This is a genomic window from Flavobacterium aciduliphilum, assembly GCF_003268855.1.
Classification (GTDB): domain Bacteria; phylum Bacteroidota; class Bacteroidia; order Flavobacteriales; family Flavobacteriaceae; genus Flavobacterium; species Flavobacterium aciduliphilum.
In genome coordinates, this window is the sequence record NZ_QLSZ01000006.1 from 56921 (window position 1) to 78607 (window position 21687).

Annotated in this window: 15 protein-coding genes and 1 pseudogene; 9 read left to right on the forward strand and 7 right to left on the reverse strand. The window is 35.0% G+C overall.

Translation table 11 applies throughout. The annotated features are described in order from the left end of the window. The first annotated feature begins 8 nt into the window (after window positions 1–8). The 3 genes and pseudogenes from CLV55_RS07690 to CLV55_RS07700 all read left to right on the forward strand — a co-directional run bounded on the left by CLV55_RS07690 (window position 9) and on the right by CLV55_RS07700 (window position 2300). A pseudogene (locus tag CLV55_RS07690) lies at window positions 9–266 on the forward strand (four helix bundle protein). A gap of 133 nt (window positions 267–399) precedes the next feature. Next, window positions 400–1059, forward strand: coding sequence for a CoA transferase subunit B (locus CLV55_RS07695; protein WP_112113176.1), 660 nt, complete (start codon window positions 400–402; stop codon window positions 1057–1059). A 71-nt stretch (window positions 1060–1130) separates the two neighbouring features. Then, window positions 1131–2300, forward strand: coding sequence for a class I SAM-dependent rRNA methyltransferase (locus CLV55_RS07700; RefSeq protein ID WP_112113177.1), 1170 nt, complete (start codon window positions 1131–1133; stop codon window positions 2298–2300). A gap of 44 nt (window positions 2301–2344) precedes the next feature. Here the strand turns inward: CLV55_RS07700 and CLV55_RS07705 are convergent, their stop codons facing one another. The 7 genes from CLV55_RS07705 to CLV55_RS07735 form a co-directional block, all read right to left on the reverse strand. Continuing rightward, window positions 2345–3952, reverse strand: a complete 1608-nt coding sequence (locus CLV55_RS07705) for a fumarate hydratase (RefSeq protein WP_112113178.1) — start codon at window positions 3950–3952, stop codon at window positions 2345–2347. Between the two features lie 138 nt (window positions 3953–4090). After that, the gene (locus tag CLV55_RS07710; protein WP_112113179.1) at window positions 4091–6859 is read right to left on the reverse strand and encodes a T9SS-dependent M36 family metallopeptidase; all 2769 of its coding nucleotides are present in this window, start codon (window positions 6857–6859) and stop codon (window positions 4091–4093) included. Window positions 6860–6957: 98 nt separating this feature from the next. After that, window positions 6958–8289 (reverse strand): deoxyguanosinetriphosphate triphosphohydrolase, encoded by a 1332-nt coding sequence (locus CLV55_RS07715; RefSeq protein ID WP_112113180.1) that lies wholly within the window; start codon window positions 8287–8289, stop codon window positions 6958–6960. A gap of 22 nt (window positions 8290–8311) precedes the next feature. Continuing rightward, window positions 8312–8785 (reverse strand): GNAT family N-acetyltransferase, encoded by a 474-nt coding sequence (locus tag CLV55_RS07720; RefSeq protein WP_245902695.1) that lies wholly within the window; start codon window positions 8783–8785, stop codon window positions 8312–8314. A 62-nt stretch (window positions 8786–8847) separates the two neighbouring features. Beyond that, window positions 8848–11262, reverse strand: coding sequence for a ribonucleoside-diphosphate reductase subunit alpha (locus tag CLV55_RS07725; RefSeq protein ID WP_112113181.1), 2415 nt, complete (start codon window positions 11260–11262; stop codon window positions 8848–8850). Window positions 11263–11372: 110 nt separating this feature from the next. Further along, window positions 11373–12350, reverse strand: a complete 978-nt coding sequence (locus tag CLV55_RS07730; protein WP_112113182.1) for a ribonucleotide-diphosphate reductase subunit beta — start codon at window positions 12348–12350, stop codon at window positions 11373–11375. Between the two features lie 254 nt (window positions 12351–12604). Next, window positions 12605–12994, reverse strand: coding sequence for an SPOR domain-containing protein (locus CLV55_RS07735; RefSeq protein WP_394338239.1), 390 nt, complete (start codon window positions 12992–12994; stop codon window positions 12605–12607). Window positions 12995–13207: 213 nt separating this feature from the next. Here CLV55_RS07735 and CLV55_RS07740 point away from each other — a divergent pair, with 213 nt between their 5' ends. From CLV55_RS07740 to CLV55_RS07765, 6 genes are read left to right on the forward strand one after another with little or no spacing between them, the layout of a single operon-like run. Beyond that, entirely contained in the window at window positions 13208–14539 is a 1332-nt protein-coding gene (locus tag CLV55_RS07740) for a c-type cytochrome (RefSeq protein ID WP_112113183.1), read from the forward strand. Between the two features lie 32 nt (window positions 14540–14571). After that, window positions 14572–17637, forward strand: coding sequence for a TAT-variant-translocated molybdopterin oxidoreductase (locus CLV55_RS07745; RefSeq protein ID WP_112113184.1), 3066 nt, complete (start codon window positions 14572–14574; stop codon window positions 17635–17637). 29 nt (window positions 17638–17666) lie between these two features. Next, on the forward strand, window positions 17667–19070 hold the full coding sequence (gene nrfD, locus CLV55_RS07750) for an NrfD/PsrC family molybdoenzyme membrane anchor subunit (protein WP_112113185.1): 1404 nt from the start codon (window positions 17667–17669) through the stop codon (window positions 19068–19070). An 8-nt stretch (window positions 19071–19078) separates the two neighbouring features. Beyond that, window positions 19079–19606 (forward strand): DUF3341 domain-containing protein, encoded by a 528-nt coding sequence (locus CLV55_RS07755; RefSeq protein ID WP_112113186.1) that lies wholly within the window; start codon window positions 19079–19081, stop codon window positions 19604–19606. A gap of 4 nt (window positions 19607–19610) precedes the next feature. Then, entirely contained in the window at window positions 19611–20171 is a 561-nt protein-coding gene (locus CLV55_RS07760) for a c-type cytochrome (RefSeq protein WP_112113187.1), read from the forward strand. A gap of 27 nt (window positions 20172–20198) precedes the next feature. After that, the gene (locus CLV55_RS07765; RefSeq protein WP_112113188.1) at window positions 20199–21677 is read left to right on the forward strand and encodes a quinol:cytochrome C oxidoreductase; all 1479 of its coding nucleotides are present in this window, start codon (window positions 20199–20201) and stop codon (window positions 21675–21677) included. Window positions 21678–21687: the final 10 nt, after the last annotated feature.

Below are 21687 nucleotides of genomic sequence, written 5' to 3' on the forward strand. Positions count from 1 at the left end.
ATTTGAAAATGATAAATGATAAAGATAATCTAATTGTAAAACTAACTTTCGAATTGACTTTGGAAATAATCAGTTATTCGGAAGGAATTAGAAAATCAAATCGTTTTGAAATGGCATCTCAAATCTTTAGAAGCGGAACTTTAATTGGAGCCAATATCTGAGAAGCTCAAAATGCAGAAAGTAAAGCTGATTTTATTCATAAGTTTAAATTTTCTGCAAAAGAAGTTGATGAATTAATATATTGGTTAGAATTATGTTTAAAATGAGAACATTACCCAAACCTAAGTGAAGAATTATTTAAAAAACTACAATCTATAAATTTGATTATCTCCAAAATTATTTCTTCTTCGAAGAAACCATAATTTTCAAATCATCAAATTTTCAAATCATCAAATTATAATGGCACTAGATAAAAATCAAATCGCAAAACGCATAGCCAAAGAAGTAAAAGATGGCTATTATGTAAATCTTGGAATCGGAATACCAACATTAGTGGCCAATTATGTGCGTACCGATATTTCAGTTGAATTTCAAAGTGAAAATGGGGTACTAGGAATGGGTCCTTTCCCTTTTGAAGACGAAGAAGATGCCGACATCATTAATGCAGGAAAACAAACGATTACTACATTACCTGGTGCAAGTTTCTTTGATTCCGCATTTAGTTTCGGGATGATTCGTGCACAAAAAGTAGATTTAACCATTCTTGGAGCAATGGAAGTTTCTGAAAATGGGGATATAGCCAATTGGAAAATTCCTGGAAAAATGGTTAAAGGTATGGGAGGCGCTATGGATTTGGTTGCTTCTGCTGAAAATATTATTGTGGCCATGATGCATGTCAATAAAGCAGGTGAATCTAAAATTTTGAAAAAATGCACCCTTCCACTCACAGGAGTTGGTTGTGTGAAGAAAGTAGTTACAGAATTGGCTGTTTTAGAAATTACACCTAAAGGATTTAAACTGCTTGAATGTGCTCCTGGTGTGTCTGTAGAAGAAATCGTAAAATCTACAGAAGCTGATTTAATCATTGAAGGAAACATTCCTGAAATGATAATCGATTAAAACTAAAAATAAATCAAGCTGCAAATTTACACGGTAATCGTTGTGAATTTGCGGTTCTATTGTAAATAGTCATGAACTTCCCCAAAGTCATATTAAAATTAGGTAAAGAGAAATCTATTCAACGGCGACATCCCTGGATTTTTAGTGGAGCTGTTTTTGGCGTAAGCCAGGAAATCAACGATGGTGAGATGGTCGAAGTTGTCGATTCAAAAAACAACCCTTTGGGAACAGGTTACTTTAGCGACAAAGGAAGCATTGTCGTTCGCTTATTGACTTTTGCAGACGAGAGATATTCCGACACATTTTGGGAAGAAAAATTGCATGCTGCCTGGAAACTACGAATGAATTTATTAGACCTAGAATCCACTAATGCTTTTCGAGTGATTCATGGAGAAGGAGATGGAATTCCAGGCTTAATTATAGATTATTACGATAAGAATTGGGTTTTACAAGCTCATTCCTCTGGAATATTTTTAAAAGTAGAAGAAATTGCTAAAGCTATTCAAACAAATTTTTCTAATTATTGTGAAACCATTTATTGTAAAAGTTCGGGAACGTTACCTCCTAATACTGGTACCGATTTCTTTTTATATGGAACGAAGGAACAAACTATAGCCAAAGAAAACAATATTTTATTTTCTGTCAATTGGGTAGAAGGGCAAAAAACAGGGTTCTTTTTGGATCAAAGAGAGAATCGAAAATTACTAGGAAGTTTTTCTAAAGGTAAAAACGTATTGAATACCTTTTGTTATACTGGAGGTTTTTCTGTTTACGCCATGGATGCTGGAGCTGCTTTAGTTACATCGGTTGATATTTCACAAAAAGCGGTAGAGTTAGCATCGAAAAATATGGATTTAAACCACCCTAATTCCAATCACAAGGCTATAGCAGAAGATGTTTTTCATTTTATGAAAGAAAATCATCAAGTTTATGATGTGATTGTATTAGATCCTCCTGCTTTTGCAAAAAGCATTAAAAGCAAACATACAGCAACTCAAGCTTATAAACGATTAAATAACGCAGGTCTAAAAGCATTAGCTCCCAAAGGAATCTTATTTACATTTTCTTGTTCACAAGTTATTGACGATGTTCTATTTTACAATACGGTGGCAGCTGCAGCTATAGAAACAGGTAGAACAATTCGAGTTTTACACAAACTTGGACAAGGCCCTGATCATCCTACCAACATTTATCATCCAGAGGGACACTATTTAAAAGGATTAGTCTTGTATGTAGAATAATAAAAACCCCTACTTATCTTAAGTGTAAGTAGGGGTTTTTAAGATTAATGACTCAATGCGGCAAAGAAATCATTGCCTTTATCGTCAGTTATAATAAAGGCTGGGAAATTTTTTACTTCAATTTTTCGTACTGCTTCCATGCCTAATTCTGGGAAATCAACAACCTCTACGGAAACAATGTTTTCTTTTGCTAAAATTGCCGCTGGCCCTCCAATCGAACCTAGATAAAAGCCTCCATAGGTTTTACAAGCTTCCATTACCTCTTTTGTTCGGTTTCCTTTAGCCAACATCACCATACTTCCACCCGCTTTTTGGAATTCTTCAACATACACGTCCATTCGTCCTGCAGTAGTGGGTCCAAAACTACCTGAAGGCATACCGTCTGGAGTTTTTGCTGGCCCCGCATAATAAATTGGATGGTTTTTAAAATAGTCTGGCATTGGTTTTCCTGCATCCAACAATTCTTTGATTTTTGCGTGGGCAATATCACGAGCAACAATTAAAGTTCCATTTAATTTCAATCTTGTTTTTATTGGGTACTTTGTCAATTCAGCTAGAATTTCAGCCATTGGTCGATTTAAATTAACCTCAACAGGTTCTTCCAAATGCGGTGGTACTTCAGGTAGAAACTGTTTAGGATTGGTTTCTAATTGTTCTACAAAAATACCTTCTTTAGTAATCTTTCCTTTGATGTTTCTATCAGCAGAACAAGATACACCTAAGCCAACAGGACAAGAGGCTGCATGACGAGGCAAACGAATCACACGAACATCATGAGCAAAATATTTTCCTCCAAACTGTGCTCCAATAGCGCTTTCTTGACAGAATTCTAATACTTTTTGTTCCCATTCTAAATCTCGGAACGCTTGACCCGACATATTTCCAGATGTGGGAAGATTGTCGTAATAGCCTGCCGAAGCTTTTTTAACTGCTGCTAAATTAGCTTCCGCAGAAGTTCCTCCAATGACTAATGCTAAATGATATGGTGGACAAGCAGAAGTTCCCAAATCTTTAATTTTTTCTCGAATGAATTCTTCCATAGCTTTCTCATTGAGAAGCGATTTTGTTTTTTGATACAAGAATGTTTTATTAGCCGAACCACCACCTTTTGCTAAAAACAAAAACTCATAAGACGCTCCTTTTTTAGCATAAATATCAATTTGTGCAGGAAGATTAGAACCTGAGTTTTTCTCTTCAAACATCGAAATCGGAACAATTTGCGAATAACGTAAATTCTTCATTTGATAGGTGTTGAAAATTCCTTTAGACAACCATTCAGCATCATCTGCACCAGTGTAAACATTTTCACCTTTCTTTGCCATTATAATAGCGGTTCCTGTATCTTGACAAGAAGGCAACTGTCCTTCAACCGCAACAACCGCATTTTGTAACAAATTATAGGCTACAAATCGGTCGTTATCTGTAGCTTCAGGGTCATTTAAAATATTTTGAAGCTTTTGTAAATGGGATGTACGCAACATAAAAGAAACATCATTCATAGCTTCTTGTGCTAACAATTCTAGTCCTTTGGGGTCAATTATAAGAATTTCTCTATCTCCAAATTGCTCCACTTTTACGTAATCGGAAGTAATTTTTTTGTATTGTGTATCGTCTTTTAAAATTGGATACGGCTCTTGATATATAAAGTCCATTGTGTGATATTTTTGAATGGTAAAGTTACGGAATACTAGCTAGTTTTCCAATTTCTTAGGAATTTGTTTATAAACAGTTTTTGATAACAAAAAAGCGGTTCCGTTAGAAACCGCTTTTTAATTTATTTACAAAAAAAATTAGTTTTTCAAAATTTTCTGAGTAAAGTTGAGCGAATCTCCGCTAACTTTAAGAATGTACATTCCTGATTGAAGATTGTTCAAGTTAAGAGATTTCTCTATATTAAAGTCTTCGTTTTTGTATGAATCTACCAAACGGCCATTGATGTCAATAACGTCAATAGAAACTTTACCAACATAATTATTGATTCTGATGTTTAATTGGCCATTAGTTGGATTTGGATAAACTCTAAATAAATCTTGATTTCCGAAGTAATTTACAGATAGTGTACAGTTTGATCCAGTTGCTGGTGTTGTTCCAGGTGTTGGGACTGTAAAATCTTCAACTTGGTCGATCGAAGAATTAGTATCTCCTGAATCAGCATGTAATCCAAGCCCTCTTCTAGCAAATACTTCCCAAATCATACAGTAATTTTCACCAGCAGTAGTAGCTAAATCTGCGGCTAAAATAGCGTCTCTAGCTTGAACAAAGGTTGGACTACAAGGTTGCATTTTAATAGCGTCTAAAACCAATCTCATAACTTTATTATTTCCTCCTGTTCCAGTATACTTATTGTCATCATAACCATATTTATTGATATAAGCCCATGACAAATCCCATAACATGGTTGCCCATACTTCTCCTACATTATGACTTTCAGTAGTGTCAGGAATTCCATCACCATCTGAATCATACTGATTGTTGTTAACAGTTGCAAAAGTTTCAGGGTTAATAGACATATCTGTTGTGTAAGGATAATTTCGTAAGCCATAACCCGTAGGGTCTTCATTAATTACGAATGTTGCAAGTCCGCGTGGAGTTGTACCCACATCGCCAGGATGCATGGTTAACATCATAGCAAACCAATCAGACCAACCTTCACCCATTTGTTCTTCATTGTTTAAACAGCTTGAATTAGCAGGTCCTCCTGATAAACGAGTTGAAATTCCATGACCAAATTCGTGAGCAATCACCCCATTATCTAAATCACCATCTGTGTTCACAAATAAATCTAATGCAGTTGGTGACTGAATCTTTGCATTTACAGTTTGTCCACTTACTAATTTAGCAATGATTGCTTCGCCAGTGTTCAATGAAACACTTAAAACAGGAATTGTTATAGTTGCATCAGCTCCAGACATTCCAATAGTATTGTCAGGATTTGCATCATCATTATTTACAATGATAGCAGCAGTTGCACCAGCCGCTTTTGCATATAAAGCTTTTTGAATGAATGTGCAAGGGGTACCACCATTTGCTGTTGAAGTAGATCTTCTGATGATAGTAATATGCCCACTAATTGCACTTGCATTTACTGCAGCTGAACAGGCATCTGCATTATCAGTTTGTCCAACGTCTGGCGTTCCATCATCAAATAATACAATGTCAGATTGAATCATGGCTGGAGCTACAGGAACATTAACATGCCCTGGACTAAACACGTTATCACTTGTGTATTTGGCACCAGCTATGTCTGAGGGAGTGTTAACAGTTAATAATTGTGTCACTTTTCTATAACTCCATAAATACATTTGCATTCTTGGACTACTGCCATCCACAGGTGTAGAGAAGTTTGCATTATTTAAAGTTGGAGTTGTCGCAGTGGAACCATCTTGTGCATCTGCCCAAACAAAATCGCCTGCACTACCACCACCTGTACCATAATTGGTTTTTTGGAAGTTTCCGTTAGCTTCATTAAATCCATATTGATACCAAATGTCATGTAAAATATTATTCATGTAGAATAAATTTGTGGTAGCGGCATCGATGTAGGTTTTGGCAGCCACTGAGGTGCCTGGATAAGGAAAATCAAAAGTTAAACTAGCGTTTGTAGGAGAATACCCATTTGCAGTTGAAGTAGTTGAAGTAGCTGTCGGATTCGCATTGGTGTAATCTGCTCTAGCCCAAGCGTTGTTTCCTCTTAAATAGGTGTATTTTAAAGAAGCAGTGGTTCCTGAAAGGGTATTAGTATCGTGCCATCCTTTAGGAGAAGCCGTAGCATTTTCTGGATTTGCTATTAAATCTCTTGTATGATGATTTGGACTTTCATAATTGAAAGGAACCACACGGTAGGACCCTCCTTGAATTTGTGCAACGGTTAAGTTGTTTTCTTGTTTGAATACATTGTTATAAAATGAAAATCCTTTATTTGAAGTGGTCTTTTTATGATTGTCAAAATTACAAGAGATAACCATGTCATGTTTCTCCAATAAAGCTCCATTAACAGCATCAATGCGAATACTCCACAAGTGGTTGTGATCTTGAGTGTAAAAGTTAAAATACCATGCTAATTTCAAAGAATTCCCCACAGGTTGATATACTAATTCAGCAGTGATAGGTTCTTCGTTGAGTGTGCCATTTGAAATTTTAAATTCATTTGTTCCAATCGTTTGGATAATCTCACCATTAACATCTGTTGATTTTGTTGCAATAAATCCTTTTTTTAATGCATCGAGTACCGAAAGTGAGGGACTCACAGTGTTAATTTTACTATTGATATTTGGAATAAATCCGTTAACAATATTTATAATTTCTCCATTTTTAACCCATACGTTAGAGGTAGCATTAAAAATTTCAATACCATGATACCTTTGCTTAATCCAATAGGTGTCAATATTGGTTGATTCTGAACTTCCTGTACTTTCAATAAACCAGTCAGAAATATCCTGAGAGGTAAGGTTCAGTTTTCCTTTGTTTTCGTCTAAATAATTCTGAATTTTCCCTTTGTAGTCTTGAGAAAATCCAATAACTGAAAACAAAATCATCAATAAAGATGTAATTTTTTTCATAATAGTGATTTGATGTTATTTGGTTTTATCTGCGAAAATATGTTTTTTTTTGAGGAATTGCAATTTTTTAAGCTGAATACCAAAAAATTAAGATTTTTTTAAGTCAATATCGTTTGATTTATTTCTAATGCTTTTCCATCTGTAAGCATGGAAACAAAATGACAAACATATAACAGTCTCTCATAAAGTGTTGCTTTTTCAATAGCATGTTTTTCTGGAAGGACCTTTAGAAGTAAGGCATCATAATTGCTTGCTTTTCCCTCATAAGTATTAGTAATAGCTGTAATAAATTTGTCTAACAAATTATGAATAATAATGTAGCCTGAAAGTTCTTTTTCAATGACTTCCTTGTTTTGATATATGTTTTTTACACTCAATTTGATAATGTCTTCAATTTGTGCTTTATACTTGCTTTTATCCATCAAGGAGTTATGGAAATTTCCTTGAAGAATAGCTTCTTCATTTTCAACAAAGATGGAAACGGCATCGTTTATCAAAGTTCCAATAGCTAATGCGCGTAGGTAACTTATACGATCTTCTTTGGTAGTTAATGTTTGATATTTTTTTTTGTTAATAGTATCTTTTACTAAATTGATTAAATATTCCAAAGCAAAATCTTCTGATACTAAGCCTAAGTTAATGCCGTCTTCAAAGTCGATGATAGTATAGCAAATATCATCGGCAGCTTCAACCAAGAAGGCTAGAGGATGTCGTTCAAAACCTATGTCACGACCTGTTTTTTTTATTAAACCTAATTCGTTAGCGACTTCTTCAAAAAAATCTTTATCGGCTTGAAAAAAACCATACTTTTTATCGGCTATTTTAGAAGTTGGTTTTTTGGGAAGACTTTCTTTGGGATATTTCATAAAGGCTCCTAGTACGGCATAAGTTAATCGAATTCCTCCTTCTATTCCGGGTCTCGAATTAGTAACTGTAAAAAAGCCATTGGCATTCCCCTCAAAATCAATTAAATCTTGCCACTCTTTATCGGAGAGGAATTCTTTATATTTCATCCCTTTTCCAATAGAAAAATATTCTCCAATGGCTTTTTCTCCTGAATGTCCGAAAGGAGGATTTCCAATATCGTGTGCTAAAGCTGCTGCAGCCACGATTGCTCCAAAGTCATTATATTGGTACCCGTAAATTTCTTTTAATGCGGGGTGTTTTTCTAAGATTTTTTTTCCTACCAATCTCCCTAATGAACGCCCCACCACCGAAACTTCTAAGCTGTGGGTAAGCCGTGTATGTACAAAATCGGTTTTTGAAAGTGGAATCACTTGTGTTTTGTCTTGCAAACTGCGAAAAGCTGATGAAAATATGATGCGGTCATAATCTACTTCAAAACCTAATCGTGTATCGTCTTGTTCAATTCGCAGTCTTTTTCCTTTATCACCTTGACGTTTTAATGATAAAAGTTGTTCCCAGTTCATCATTTTGTTTTGAATTTTAATGTTAGGATGTTAGCATTTTTTGCATGCAAATGCTGCTAGATACATTTTTATAGGGGCCATAATTAGGAATGATGGTAAAGCCTAACTTTTTATATAAAGCAACAGCAGGTTCCAAATAACGAGAAGTTTCTAAAATACATTTTGAAAAGCCCTCTTCTTTCATCCAAGATTCTAGGGAGTCTACTATTTTAGAGGCAATTCCTTTTCCTCTTGATTCAGGAAGCACAAACATTCTTTTGAGTTCGGCAACCTCATTTTCATAGCCCTTGAAAGCACCACAACCTAGAGCATAATCGTTTTCATACAGTACGATTACATTCTTGATATAGATTTGATTGTATTGTGCAAAAAAGTCTTTTTCATCGCCATCGATTTCTACAAGATAAGCATCAAATAAATTGGTTAACCGTTTAAAGTCGGCATTATCAGATGTGGTTCGTTTTACTTCAATCATTCCTTTTTTATTTGCTTTCAAATATAGTTAAAAAACAAAACAGCCATCATTTTGACGGCTGTTTGTTGTTAATCTATTTTCTTTTAAGATCCACACATTTCACAATCCCCAGGATTTGCATTTCGAGCTCTTTCTACCATGGCTCTAAAATCTTCTGCGGTCATTTCGCCTGTTTCATTAGGAGCAATTACTTCGACGGCATCGGCTTGTGGAATTTGTTCTGTTTTTTTGTCGTTATTGAGTGTGAATTTTATAGCGTCTACTGCAGCTTTTGTTCTCAAATAGTACATACCTGTTTTTAAACCGCTTTTCCAAGCGTAGAAATGCATAGACGTAAGTTTGGCATAATTGGCGTCTTGCATGAATAAATTTAAGGATTGCGACTGATCAACAAAATAGCCACGATGTCTACTCATATCAATGATGTCTTTCATCGACATTTCCCATACGGTTTTGTAGAGTTCTTTTAAATCTTGAGGGATACGTTCAATAGATTGAATAGAACCATTTTGACGCATGATTTCTTGTTTTAAGGACTCATTCCACAAGCCGCGCTCTACTAAATCATTCAACAAGTGTTTATTTACTACAATAAACTCCCCAGACAGTACACGACGTGTGTAGAGATTGGAAGTGTAAGGTTCGAAGGCCTCGTTATTTCCTAATATTTGTGATGTCGAAGCTGTTGGCATAGGAGCTACCAATAGCGAATTTCTAACGCCATGTTCCATAACTTCTTTTCTCAAACTAGCCCAATCCCAGCGCCCTGAGAGTTCTTCGTCTTTGATATTCCAGAGGTTGTGTTGAAACAATCCCTCTGAGATAGGTGATCCTTTGAATGTTGAGTATGGGCCTTCTTCTTTGGCCATTTCCATAGAAGCTGTCACTGCGGCAAAATATAACGTTTCAAAAATATCTTGATTCAATTGTTTTGCTTCATCACTTGTAAAAGGCATGCGCAACATGATGAAAGCATCGGCAAGACCTTGAACACCCAATCCTACTGGGCGATGACGCATGTTTGAATTTTTTGCTTCCTCAACGGGGTAGTAATTTCGATCGATGACTTTGTTTAAGTTTTTAGTCACTCGTTTTGTGACAGAGAAGAGCAAGTCATGGTTGAAAGAGCCATTTTCAACAAACATAGGGAGTGATATAGAAGCCAAATTACATACAGCAATTTCATCTGGTGCTGTGTATTCTAAAATTTCAGTACATAAATTGGATGAACGAATGGTTCCCAAATTTTTCTGATTTGACTTTCTATTTGCTGCATCTTTATAAAGCATGTATGGTGTTCCAGTTTCTATTTGAGATTCCAGAATTTTTTCCCATAATTCTCTCGCTTTTATTGTTTTTCTTCCTTTTCCTTTGGCTTCATAGGAAGTGTAAAGTGCGTCAAATTCTTCACCATAAACATCGCAAAGTCCAGGACATTCGTTTGGACACATTAAGGTCCAATGACTGTCTTCTTCAACTCGTTTCATAAATAAATCGGAAATCCACATAGCAAAGAATAAGTCTCTTGCACGCATTTCTTCTTTACCCGTATTCTTTTTCAAATCTAAAAATTCAAAAATATCAGCATGCCAAGTTTCTAAATAAATTGCAAAGCTTCCTTTTCTTTTTCCTCCGCCTTGGTCTACATAACGTGCGGTGTCATTGAAAACTCTCAACATCGGTACAATTCCATTTGAAGTTCCGTTGGTTCCTCTAATGTATGAGCCTGTAGCCCGTACATTGTGAATGGAAAGCCCAATTCCTCCAGCAGATTGAGATATTTTGGCAGTTTGTTTTAAGGTATCATAGATTCCGTCAATACTATCCTCTTGCATGGTGAGTAAAAAGCAAGAGGACATTTGTGGTTTTGGAGTTCCTGCATTAAATAAAGTAGGTGTGGCATGCGTGAAGAATTTTTTCGACATCAATTCATAGGTTTCAATAACCGCATCTAAATCGTCAAGATGAATTCCCACAGCTACACGCATCAACATTTGTTGAGGACGTTCCACAATTTTTCCGTTTATTTTTAGTAAATAGGAACGTTCTATAGTTTTGAATCCGAAATAATCGTAGTTAAAATCTCTATTATATATAATGTGTGAGTCTAAAAATTTTGCATGTTCCATAATCACCGCATGAACTTCTTCAGACAGCAAGGGTGCTTTTTGATTAGTTCTTGGGTTTACATAATGGTACATGTCATTCATGGTTTCAGAGAATGACTTTTTTGTGTTTTTATGTAAGTTAGAAATGGCAATTCGCGCGGCTAATTGAGCATAATCAGGATGTGTGATAGTCATGGAAGCGGCGGTTTCGGCAGCGAGGTTGTCTAATTCTGACGTGGAAACGCCATCGTATAATCCTTCAATAACGCGCATGGCGACTTTTACAGCGTCTACCATGTCGTTTAACCCATAACAAAGTTTTTTGATTCTGTCGGTGATTTTGTCGAACATTACAGGCTCTTTGTGCCCATCTCTTTTTACTACGTACATAAATTTGTTTTGTTTAAAACTAAAGAATCCCTTCTTTACTTTTGATTAATATTTGATTATTTTTAAAAACACATGTTTCCCAACATCTATTTTGTGTTTTTTATTTCATTTTAAAAATCAGCATCAAAACTGATTTTACTACCACTAGAATCATTATTCATTACGCCAGCTTTTTGATATTCACCAACCCTTTTTTCAAAGAAGTTCGTTTTTCCTTGAAGCGAAATCATGTCCATGAAATCAAATGGATTTGATGCATTGTATACTCGGTCACAACCCAATTCTACTAAGAGTCTGTCGGTTACAAATTCAAGGTATTGAGTCATCAAAGTAGCGTTCATTCCTATTAAACTCACAGGCAACGACTCTGTGATGAATTTTCTTTCGATATCTAAGGCGTTAGTTATAATTTCGGTAATTCTTGATTTTGAAACTTTTTGAACCAAATGATTGTTATGTAAGTGAACGGCAAAATCACAATGCATACCTTCATCACGAGAGATTAATTCGTTTGAAAAAGTAAGTCCAGGCATTAATCCACGTTTTTTTAACCAATAGATTGAGCAAAAAGAACCTGAAAAAAAGATACCTTCTACTGCAGCAAAAGCGATTAATCGTTCTGCAAAACTTGGTGATTGAATCCATTTTAAAGCCCATTCGGCTTTTTCTTTTATAGCAGGGAAAGTTTCAATAGCATGAAAAAGTTCGTGTTTTTCTGCTTCATCTTTTACATAAGTATCAATTAAAAGAGAATAAGTTTCGCTATGTATATTTTCCATCATGAGTTGAAATCCATAAAAAAACTTTGCTTCGGGATATTGAACTTCACTCACAAAATTTTCGGCAAGATTTTCATTAACAATCCCATCAGAAGCTGCAAAAAACGCCAAGATGTGTTTAATGAAATATTTTTCATCTTCGTTCAGTTTGTGGTTCCAATCGTTTAAGTCGTTATGCAAATCAATTTCTTCTGCAGTCCAAATGCAAGCCTCTTGTTTTTTGTACCACTCCCAAATATCATGATGTTTGATGGGGAAAATAACAAATCGATCTTTATTTTCTTTAAGAATAGGTTCTATGAAAGACATAATTAGGGGTGTTTAAAAAGTTCAATTCTGATGTTACAAAGATTTGTAAAAATTAGTAGAAATGAAAGCTAATTTTATTCACAATATGCCTTAGTTTTTAACAAAAATAAAAATTTGTTTGAAAAACACTGTATGTGTAAATATTTGAAAAACAAATATATAAAAAAATATAAAAAGGAAATAACCCCTAAAATCAAGGGTTTAGTGTGCTTTGCTGATTAGAGGAAGGTTTTGGTAAAAATATTGAAAAAAAATCACTTATTTGGTTTTATGAGAATCGCATTGGGGTATTTTTTTTTAAGCAACATGAGGTTTTTTTCTGCTTCAATTCGAGTTTTGAAATTTCCCACCCAAACTTTATATATAGGGGTGCTAAAAATTATGGTACCGTCGTAATTTTTGTTTTCTTTTTTGAATTGAATCAGTGTTTTTTTTGACAAATCACTTGTGCCACTAAAGATTTGAATTTTATATCTATTGGTGACTGTTATTGAGGCGTTTACTTTTCTTTTTTCGTTGAGAAGTTGTTCGAATTTTGTTTCTTGTTTTGAGTTGTTTTCTTGTGAAAATCCTGTAAAAAAACTAAAAAAAACTAAAAGTAACATGAAGGATTTTAAAAGACCAGATTGGTGTGTATTTGTCATAAGCGATTGATTTTTATGCAAATGTAATATATATATTAAAACAATAGGTAGTAAAAATTATTTAGAATTAATATAAATTGATATTTAAGATATATTTAAGGTTTTGAGAATAGTACATAAATTGTATTTTTGCTCAAATTTTAAATAAAGTGCATTGTTTTTTTAGTGATATGTAAAAGAATGTGCCTAAAATAGTCGATAATCATTAATAGTATGAAAAAAGTGGGTAACCATAATTCGATTTCCAGAATCTATTCGTTCGGATTAGCATTAATGCTAACTTTTTCTTTGTCTGCTTTTGCTCAAAGTGCTCCGGCAGCGCCTGCGAAGGCTGATGCGCCAAAAGCTGATGCAATGGCTTCTTCGGGAGGAGGAGATCCAATAAAAGGAAAAGAATTGTTCAACACAAATTGTGCCGCTTGTCACAATTTAGACAAGAAAATGACAGGACCAGCGCTTAGAGGCGTTTCTGGACGTCACAAAAAAGATTGGTTTTACGGATGGATTAAAAATAGTTCAGCTTTAATCAAGTCGGGTGATGCAGATGCTGTAAAGCTATGGAACGAAAATAAGCCAGCGGTCATGACGGCTTTTCCTCAGTTGTCAAATGCAGATATTGATAATATCTTAGCTTATACTGATGAAGTAAAAAAAGATCCAGTTCCGGTTCCTGGGGCACCTAAAGTAGGAGAAGTACAAGAAAGTGGAATTTCAAATAATGTAATATTAGGAGCTTTAGCTTTAGTGATGTTTATGTTAGTTGTGATGCTTTATTTAGTCAACAACGTACTAACAAAAATTGCAAAAGCAAACAACATCAATACGGAATCAAAAGCGGGTAGAGTTCCAATATGGCAGGCTTTTGTAAAAAATCAATTTTTAGTTTTAGTATCAGCTATATTTTTATTGCTTGCTAGTGGTTATTTTGTATATGGATATCTTATGCAAATTGGAGTAGATCAAGATTATGCGCCAATACAACCAATCCATTATTCTCACAGAATTCACGCAGGAAACAACAAGATAGATTGTAAATATTGTCACTCTTCTGCTCGTGTGAGTAAAAATGCAGGAATTCCTTCTTTAAATGTATGTATGAATTGTCACAAAAATATTTCTGAAGTTTCAGATACAACTTCAACTGCAGATGGTCATACCAAAGCTTTTTATGATGCTCAGATTAAGAAATTATATGACGCAGTGGGTTGGGATGGTACTAAATATACAGGAAAAACAAAACCTGTGAAGTGGGTTCGTATTCACAATTTACCTGATTTTGCTTACTTCAATCACTCTCAACACGTAACAGTTGCTGGAATTGAATGTCAAAAATGTCATGGTCCTGTTCAAACATATGAAGTTCAAAAACAATTTGCGCCATTAACAATGGGTTGGTGTGTAAATTGTCACCGTGAAACAGAAGTTAAAATGGAAGGGAATGCTTATTACGATAAAATTCACAAAGAACTTTCTAAAAAATATGGTGTAGATAAGTTAACTGCAGCACAAATGGGAGGGTTAGAATGTGGTAAGTGTCACTATTAATCAATTTATTAAGAAGCTAATATTTATATACGATGTCATCTAACAAAAAATACTGGAAAAGTGTTGAAGAACTAAACGAAAATAGTTCTATTGTTGAGACGCTAAGAAATAATGAATTTGTGGAAGAAATTCCTACTTCAGATTTCTTGTCAGATAATGATTCTTTATCATCTTCATCAACTACTCGTCGTGATTTCTTAAAGTATGTTGGTTTTACAACTGCAGCCGCTTCGTTGGCTGCGTGTGAAGGACCAGTACATAAATCAATTCCATACGTAGTTCAGCCAGACACAATTATTCCTGGTGTAGCTGATTACTATGCTACTACTATGTTTGATGGGTTTGATTTTGCAAATCTTTTGGTTAAAACAAGAGAAGGACGACCTATCAAAATTGAGAATAATACTATAGAAGGGGCAAAATTTGCTGCCAATGCAAGAGTTCATGCATCCGTACTCTCCTTGTATGATAGCATGCGTTTGAAAACTCCAAAGATTGACTCAAAACCTGCAACATGGAATGAAGTCGACTCTAAAGTAAAAGCAAGTTTAGCAGAGGCTAAAACTTCTGGTAAGCAAGTAGTTTTATTGACAGGTACTACAGCAAGTCCTTCAACAGATAAGTTGATAGCTGATTTTATTGCAAAAAATCCAACAGCTAAACACATTGTGTATGATGCAGTTTCTGAATCGCCTGCCCTTGATGCTTTTGAAGCTGTTTATGGAGAGAGAGCTTTAGCTGATTATGACTTTGCAAAGGCGAATACCATTGTTTCTGTTGGGGCAGATTTTTTGGGTGATTGGCAAGGAGGAGGATATGATAAAGGGTATGCTCAAGGAAGAATTCCTCAGGCAGGAAAAATGTCAAAACATTTCCAATTTGAAGCTAATATGACATTATCAGGAGCAGCTGCTGACAGAAGAGTAGCTATGAATGAAGCAAATCAAAAATTAGCGCTAGTAAAAATATACAATATCATTACAGGTGTCTCTGTTTCAGTTTCGAAAATAGATAAAGAAGACGAGGTTGTTAAGGCGGCAAATCAGTTGAAAGCTGCTGGAACTAAAGGATTATTGGTTTCTGGAATTCAAGATAAAAATGCACAATTACTAGTAATTGCTATCAATCAGGTATTAAAAAGCGAAGCATTACTAACAGCTTCTGCAAGGTATATAAGAAAAGGATCGAATGAAAAAGTTACTCAGTTAGTAGCAGATATGAATTCTGGATTGGTTCATACTTTAGTAATGAGCGGAGTTAATCCTGTTTATACTTTGGCGAATAGTAAAGCGTTTGCAGATGGATTGAAAAAAGTTAAGACATCAGTAGCTTTTTCAATAAAAGAAGATGAAACGGCTGAATTAGTGAATATTGCTGTTGCAGCGCCACATTATTTAGAGTCTTGGAATGATTATGTGCTTACAAAAGGAACGTATGCCTTGGCTCAACCAACCATTAGACCCTTATTTAACTCGAAACAGTTCCAAGAAGCTTTGATGTCTTGGAATGGAATTGGAGGAGATTATTACAGTTATATTAAATCCAATGCTACACCATTTTTAGCTGGAAATACATGGAATAAAGTATTACACGATGGAGTAGTTGTTTTTGGAACAACGGCTATTAATTCTGGAACAGCGGATTATAACAGTGCTGCTTCAGCGTTAGCACAAACCAAAACAAATCAAGGATTTGAATTGATTTTATATACCAAAACAGGATTAGGTGACGGTCAACAAGCGAACAACCCATGGTTGCAAGAATTTCCAGATCCTATCACACGTGTATCATGGGATAACTATGCTACTGTTTCTCAAGCCGATGCTAAGAAATTTGGATTAGAAAATAGAATTGTTGCCAATGGAGGTTTGAATGGTAGTTATGCTACTTTAACTGTAAATGGCACAAAGCTTGAAAATGTTCCTGTTATTGTTCAACCAGGTCAGGCAGTAGGAACTATTGGTTTGTCTTTTGGGTATGGACGTAAAGCATCATTAAAAGAAGAAATGCAAGTTGGTGTAAATGCTTATGTGTTTTACAACAACTTTAATAATGTTCAGAGCGTAAAGCTAGAAAAAGGAAAAGGTGAGCACGAATTTGCTTGTGTTCAATCACAAAAAACATTAATGGGTAGAGGTGATATCGTTAAAGAAACAACTTTAAAAGTATACAACGACCCTAATGTAAAAGTGGAAGAATGGAATTTGGTTCCCATGGTTTCATTAGACCATAAAGAAACCCCTGCAACTAAGGTAGATTTATGGGAGTCTTTCGACAGAAGTACAGGACATCATTTTAATTTATCTATTGATTTAAATGCTTGTACAGGTTGTGGAGCATGTGTAATTGCTTGTCATGCCGAAAATAATGTGCCAGTTGTTGGAAAATCTGAGGTAAGAAGAAGTCGAGATATGCATTGGTTGCGTATTGATAGATATTATTCTTCAGAAGATACTTTTGCTGGTGATAATGAGAAAAAAGAAAATTTCAGTGGATTATTTGGTGAAAAAGGATCATTAGGAGGATTTGGTAGTATGGAGCATCCAGCTGACAACCCTCAGGTTGCTTTCCAGCCCGTAATGTGCCAGCATTGTAATCATGCGCCATGTGAAACAGTATGCCCAGTAGCAGCAACATCACATGGTCGTCAAGGGCAAAACCAAATGGCATACAATAGATGCGTTGGAACACGTTATTGTGCTAACAACTGTCCTTATAAAGTACGTCGTTTCAACTGGTTCTTGTACAACAAAAACAGTGAATTTGATTATCATATGAATGATGATTTAGGAAGAATGGTCATCAATCCAGATGTTAATGTTCGTTCGCGTGGAGTTATGGAGAAATGTTCAATGTGTATTCAAATGACACAAAAAACAATTCTTGATGCTAAACGAGATGGAAGAGAAATAAAAGATGGAGAATTCCAAACAGCTTGTTCAAATGCTTGTTCTACGGGAGCTATGGTATTTGGAGATGTAAATGATAAAGAGTCGAAAGTTGCTGCATTACTTGAAGATAAGAGAATGTATCATTTATTAGAGCATGTGGGTACTAAACCAAATGTGATGTATCACGTTAAAGTTAGAAATACATAGTTATTAATTTAGAAACAAGATAAAGGATTATGTCGTCTCATTACGAAGCACCTATTAGAAAACCATTAGTTATTGGTGATAAAACTTATCACGATGTAACTGTAGATGTTGCTGCTCCAGTAGAAGGTAGAGCAAACAAACAATGGTGGACCGTTTTTTCAATTGCATTAGTCGCTTTCCTATGGGGAGTAGGATGCATTATTTATACTATTTCAACAGGTATTGGTTCATGGGGACTCAATAAAACTGTAGGATGGGCTTGGGATATCACCAACTTTGTATGGTGGGTTGGTATCGGACATGCTGGTACACTGATTTCTGCAGTATTGTTGTTGTTCCGTCAAAGATGGAGAATGGCTATTAACCGTTCTGCAGAAGCAATGACTATTTTCTCAGTAGTTCAAGCAGGTTTATTCCCTATTATTCACATGGGACGCCCATGGTTAGCGTATTGGGTAGTGCCTATTCCGAATCAATTTGGTTCGTTGTGGGTTAACTTTAACTCTCCCTTATTATGGGACGTATTCGCAATCTCTACCTACTTATCTGTATCATTAGTTTTCTGGTGGACTGGTTTACTTCCTGACTTTGCAATGTTACGTGACAGAGCAGTAACACCTTTCACTAAAAGAGTATATTCTATCCTTAGTTTTGGATGGAGCGGTAGAGCTAAAGATTGGCAACGTTTTGAAGAAGTATCTCTGGTATTAGCTGGTTTGGCTACGCCACTTGTACTTTCAGTTCATACAATTGTATCTTTTGACTTTGCTACTTCAGTAATTCCAGGATGGCATACTACAATCTTTCCACCCTATTTCGTAGCTGGAGCTGTTTTCTCGGGATTTGCCATGGTAAATACCCTGTTGATTATCATGAGAAAAGTATCTAACTTAGAAGCATACATTACCCTACAACATATTGAATTAATGAATATTGTAATTATGATTACAGGTTCTATTGTGGGAGTAGCATACATCACAGAATTATTTGTAGCTTGGTATTCAGGTGTTGAATATGAACAATACGCTTTCTTAAACCGTGCTACAGGACCTTACGCTTGGGCTTATTGGTCTATGATGACTTGTAACGTGTTTTCGCCACAATTCATGTGGTCTAAAAAATTAAGAACAAGTATCATGTTTTCGTTTATAATTTCTATAGTTGTAAATATTGGGATGTGGTTTGAGCGTTTTGTTATTATTGTAACCTCATTGCACAGAGATTACCTTCCATCTTCTTGGACTATGTTCTCTCCAACATTTGTTGATATTGGGATTTATATTGGTACCATTGGTTTCTTCTTCGTTTTATTCTTATTATATGCAAGATCATTCCCTGTAATTGCTCAGGCTGAAGTTAAAACAATTTTGAAATCTTCAGGTGAAAATTATAAAAGAGAAAGAGAACAACACAATCATTCTGAAAAACATTAGTATTAGTTATGAGTAGTAATAAAGTAATACACGCAATATACAATGATGATGATGTATTAATGGATGCTGTAAAGCAAACAAGAAAAGCGCATCATCATATAGAAGAAGTTTATACTCCTTTTCCTGTTCACGGGTTGGATAAAGCTATGGGATTACCATCAACTAGATTAGCCATTTGTGCTTTTATTTATGGTTGTATTGGTTTAACAGTGGCAACTTCGATGATGGATTATATTATGATTCAAGATTGGCCTCAAGATATTGGAGGTAAACCAAGTATGAGTTATATTCAAAATATGCCTGCATTTGTTCCAGTAATGTTTGAGATGACTGTGTTTTTTGCTGCGCATTTAATGGTTATCACATTCTATATGAGAAGTAAATTATGGCCGTTCAAAAAAGCAGAAAATCCAGATGTGAGAACAACAGATGATCACTTCTTAATGGAAGTTGTTGTGAATAACAATGAAGAAGAACTAACTAATTTCTTCAAAGGTACTGGTGCAGTTGAAGTTAAAGTAATAGAAAAGCACTAAAATCATGAAAAGTATATTTAAAATATCATTTGTAATCGGAGCTTTGGTTTCTCTTACGTCTTGCAAAGATGATAGTGCTCCTAACTACCAATACATGCCTAATATGTATGAATCGGTGGCTTATGAGACCTATTCTGAGTCTACAGCATTTAACTCTCCTAATGGTCTTCAAGGAAAAGAAGGACAATTACCTCCTGTGGGTACTATAAAAAGAGGATATGTTCCTTATGAATACCCTAACACTCCTGAGGGTTATGCAGCTGCTAAATTAAACTCTAAGTCTCCTTTGGATCCAACGACCATAGATATGAAAAAAGCAGAAGAGCTTTTCAATATATATTGTGCTATCTGTCATGGTACTGCGGGTGATGGTAAAGGGAATTTGGTTAAACAAGGTAAATTCCTTGGAGTCCCTAATTATAAAGACAGAGAGATTACTGAAGGAAGTGTTAATCACGTCATAAACTTTGGATTAAATTCTATGGGTTCATACGCAAATCAACTTAATCAACAAGAACGTTGGATGGTAGCTGCTTATGTTATGAAACTTAGATCACAATTATAATAGTAGAACAAACAGATTCATAAAAATATGTATACATTTTCTAATAAATTAAAAACTATAGCTTTTGTTCTAATGATTTTAGGTTTCATTGGGATCGTTTATGGTTTTTTATCTGCTCCAAAAACCATTGAGGAAGCTGAAAAAATTATAGCTTCTACTCATGAAGAACATGCTGTTGCAAAATCTGAAAATAATGCGCATCAAGTTCAAACGATAGCTGATGAAACAAAAAAGGCGGATACTGTAGTTCAAAACGCTAGTCCTGCCTTAGACAGTCTAGCTTCAAATACAGATTCTACAAAAGTTGAAAAAGAAATAGTAACTACTGAAAAAGCAAAAGCAGAAAAAGAAGTTATATCAGAGGTAGATAGCGTTAAAGAGAAAAAAGAACATGCTGAGCACGTTTTTCATCAATTGCAAAATAAACCTTGGTCGGCGTTATATGTAGCTTGTATCTTTTTTATGTTGATTTCATTAGGGGTTCTGACTTTCTATGCCATTCAACAAGTAGCTCAAGCAGGATGGTCTCCTGTCTTGTTTAGAGTAATGCAAGGCATCACAGCATATTTACCTGTAGGTTCTGTAATTTTCTTTATTATTCTTGTTTTAGGAGGATTACACCAACATCATTTGTTTACTTGGATGGCTGAAGGGGTTACCACTAAAGGAAGTGCTAATTATGATGAAATGATAGCTGGAAAATCAGGGTATTTAAACTTTCCATTTTGGATTTCAAGAGCAGCTTTATTCTTATTAGGTTGGAACTTATACCGCTATTTTTCAAGAAAAAATTGTTTGGCTCAAGACGAAGCTTCAGATAACTCATTCTACAAAAAGAATTTCAAATTGTCTGCTGGATTCTTAGTCTTTTTTATAGTTTCTGAGTCAATCATGGCTTGGGATTGGTTAATGTCATTTGATCCTCACTGGTTCAGTACTTTGTTCGGATGGTATGTGTTTGCTAGTTTCTTTGTTAGCGGAATTACAACCATTTCTATGGTAACTTTATACCTAAAATCTAAAGGATATTTAGAAAATGTAAATTCTAGCCATATTCATGATTTATCAAAATTCATGTTCGGAATAAGTGTATTCTGGACCTATTTATGGTTCTCTCAATTTATGTTGATTTGGTATGCAAACATTCCAGAGGAGATTACTTATTTTAAAACAAGAATTGATGTGTATACCTTACCATTTTGGGGTGCAGTTGTCATGAATTTTGTTTTCCCATTGTTGGTATTAATCAATACAGATTTTAAGCGAATCGCACCTATTATTATAGGAGCTGGAGTAGTAATCTTGTGTGGTCACTATATTGATTTCTTTAATATGGTTATGCCAGCAACAGTAGGAGATCAATGGTTTGTTGGTGTTTCAGAGATTTCTTCTGTGCTATTCTTCTTAGGATTGTTTATTTTTGTTGTGTTTTCTGCACTTTCGAAATCACCTCTTACGCCAAAACGTAATCCTTTTATTGAGGAAAGTGAACATTTTCATTATTAATATTTAAAGA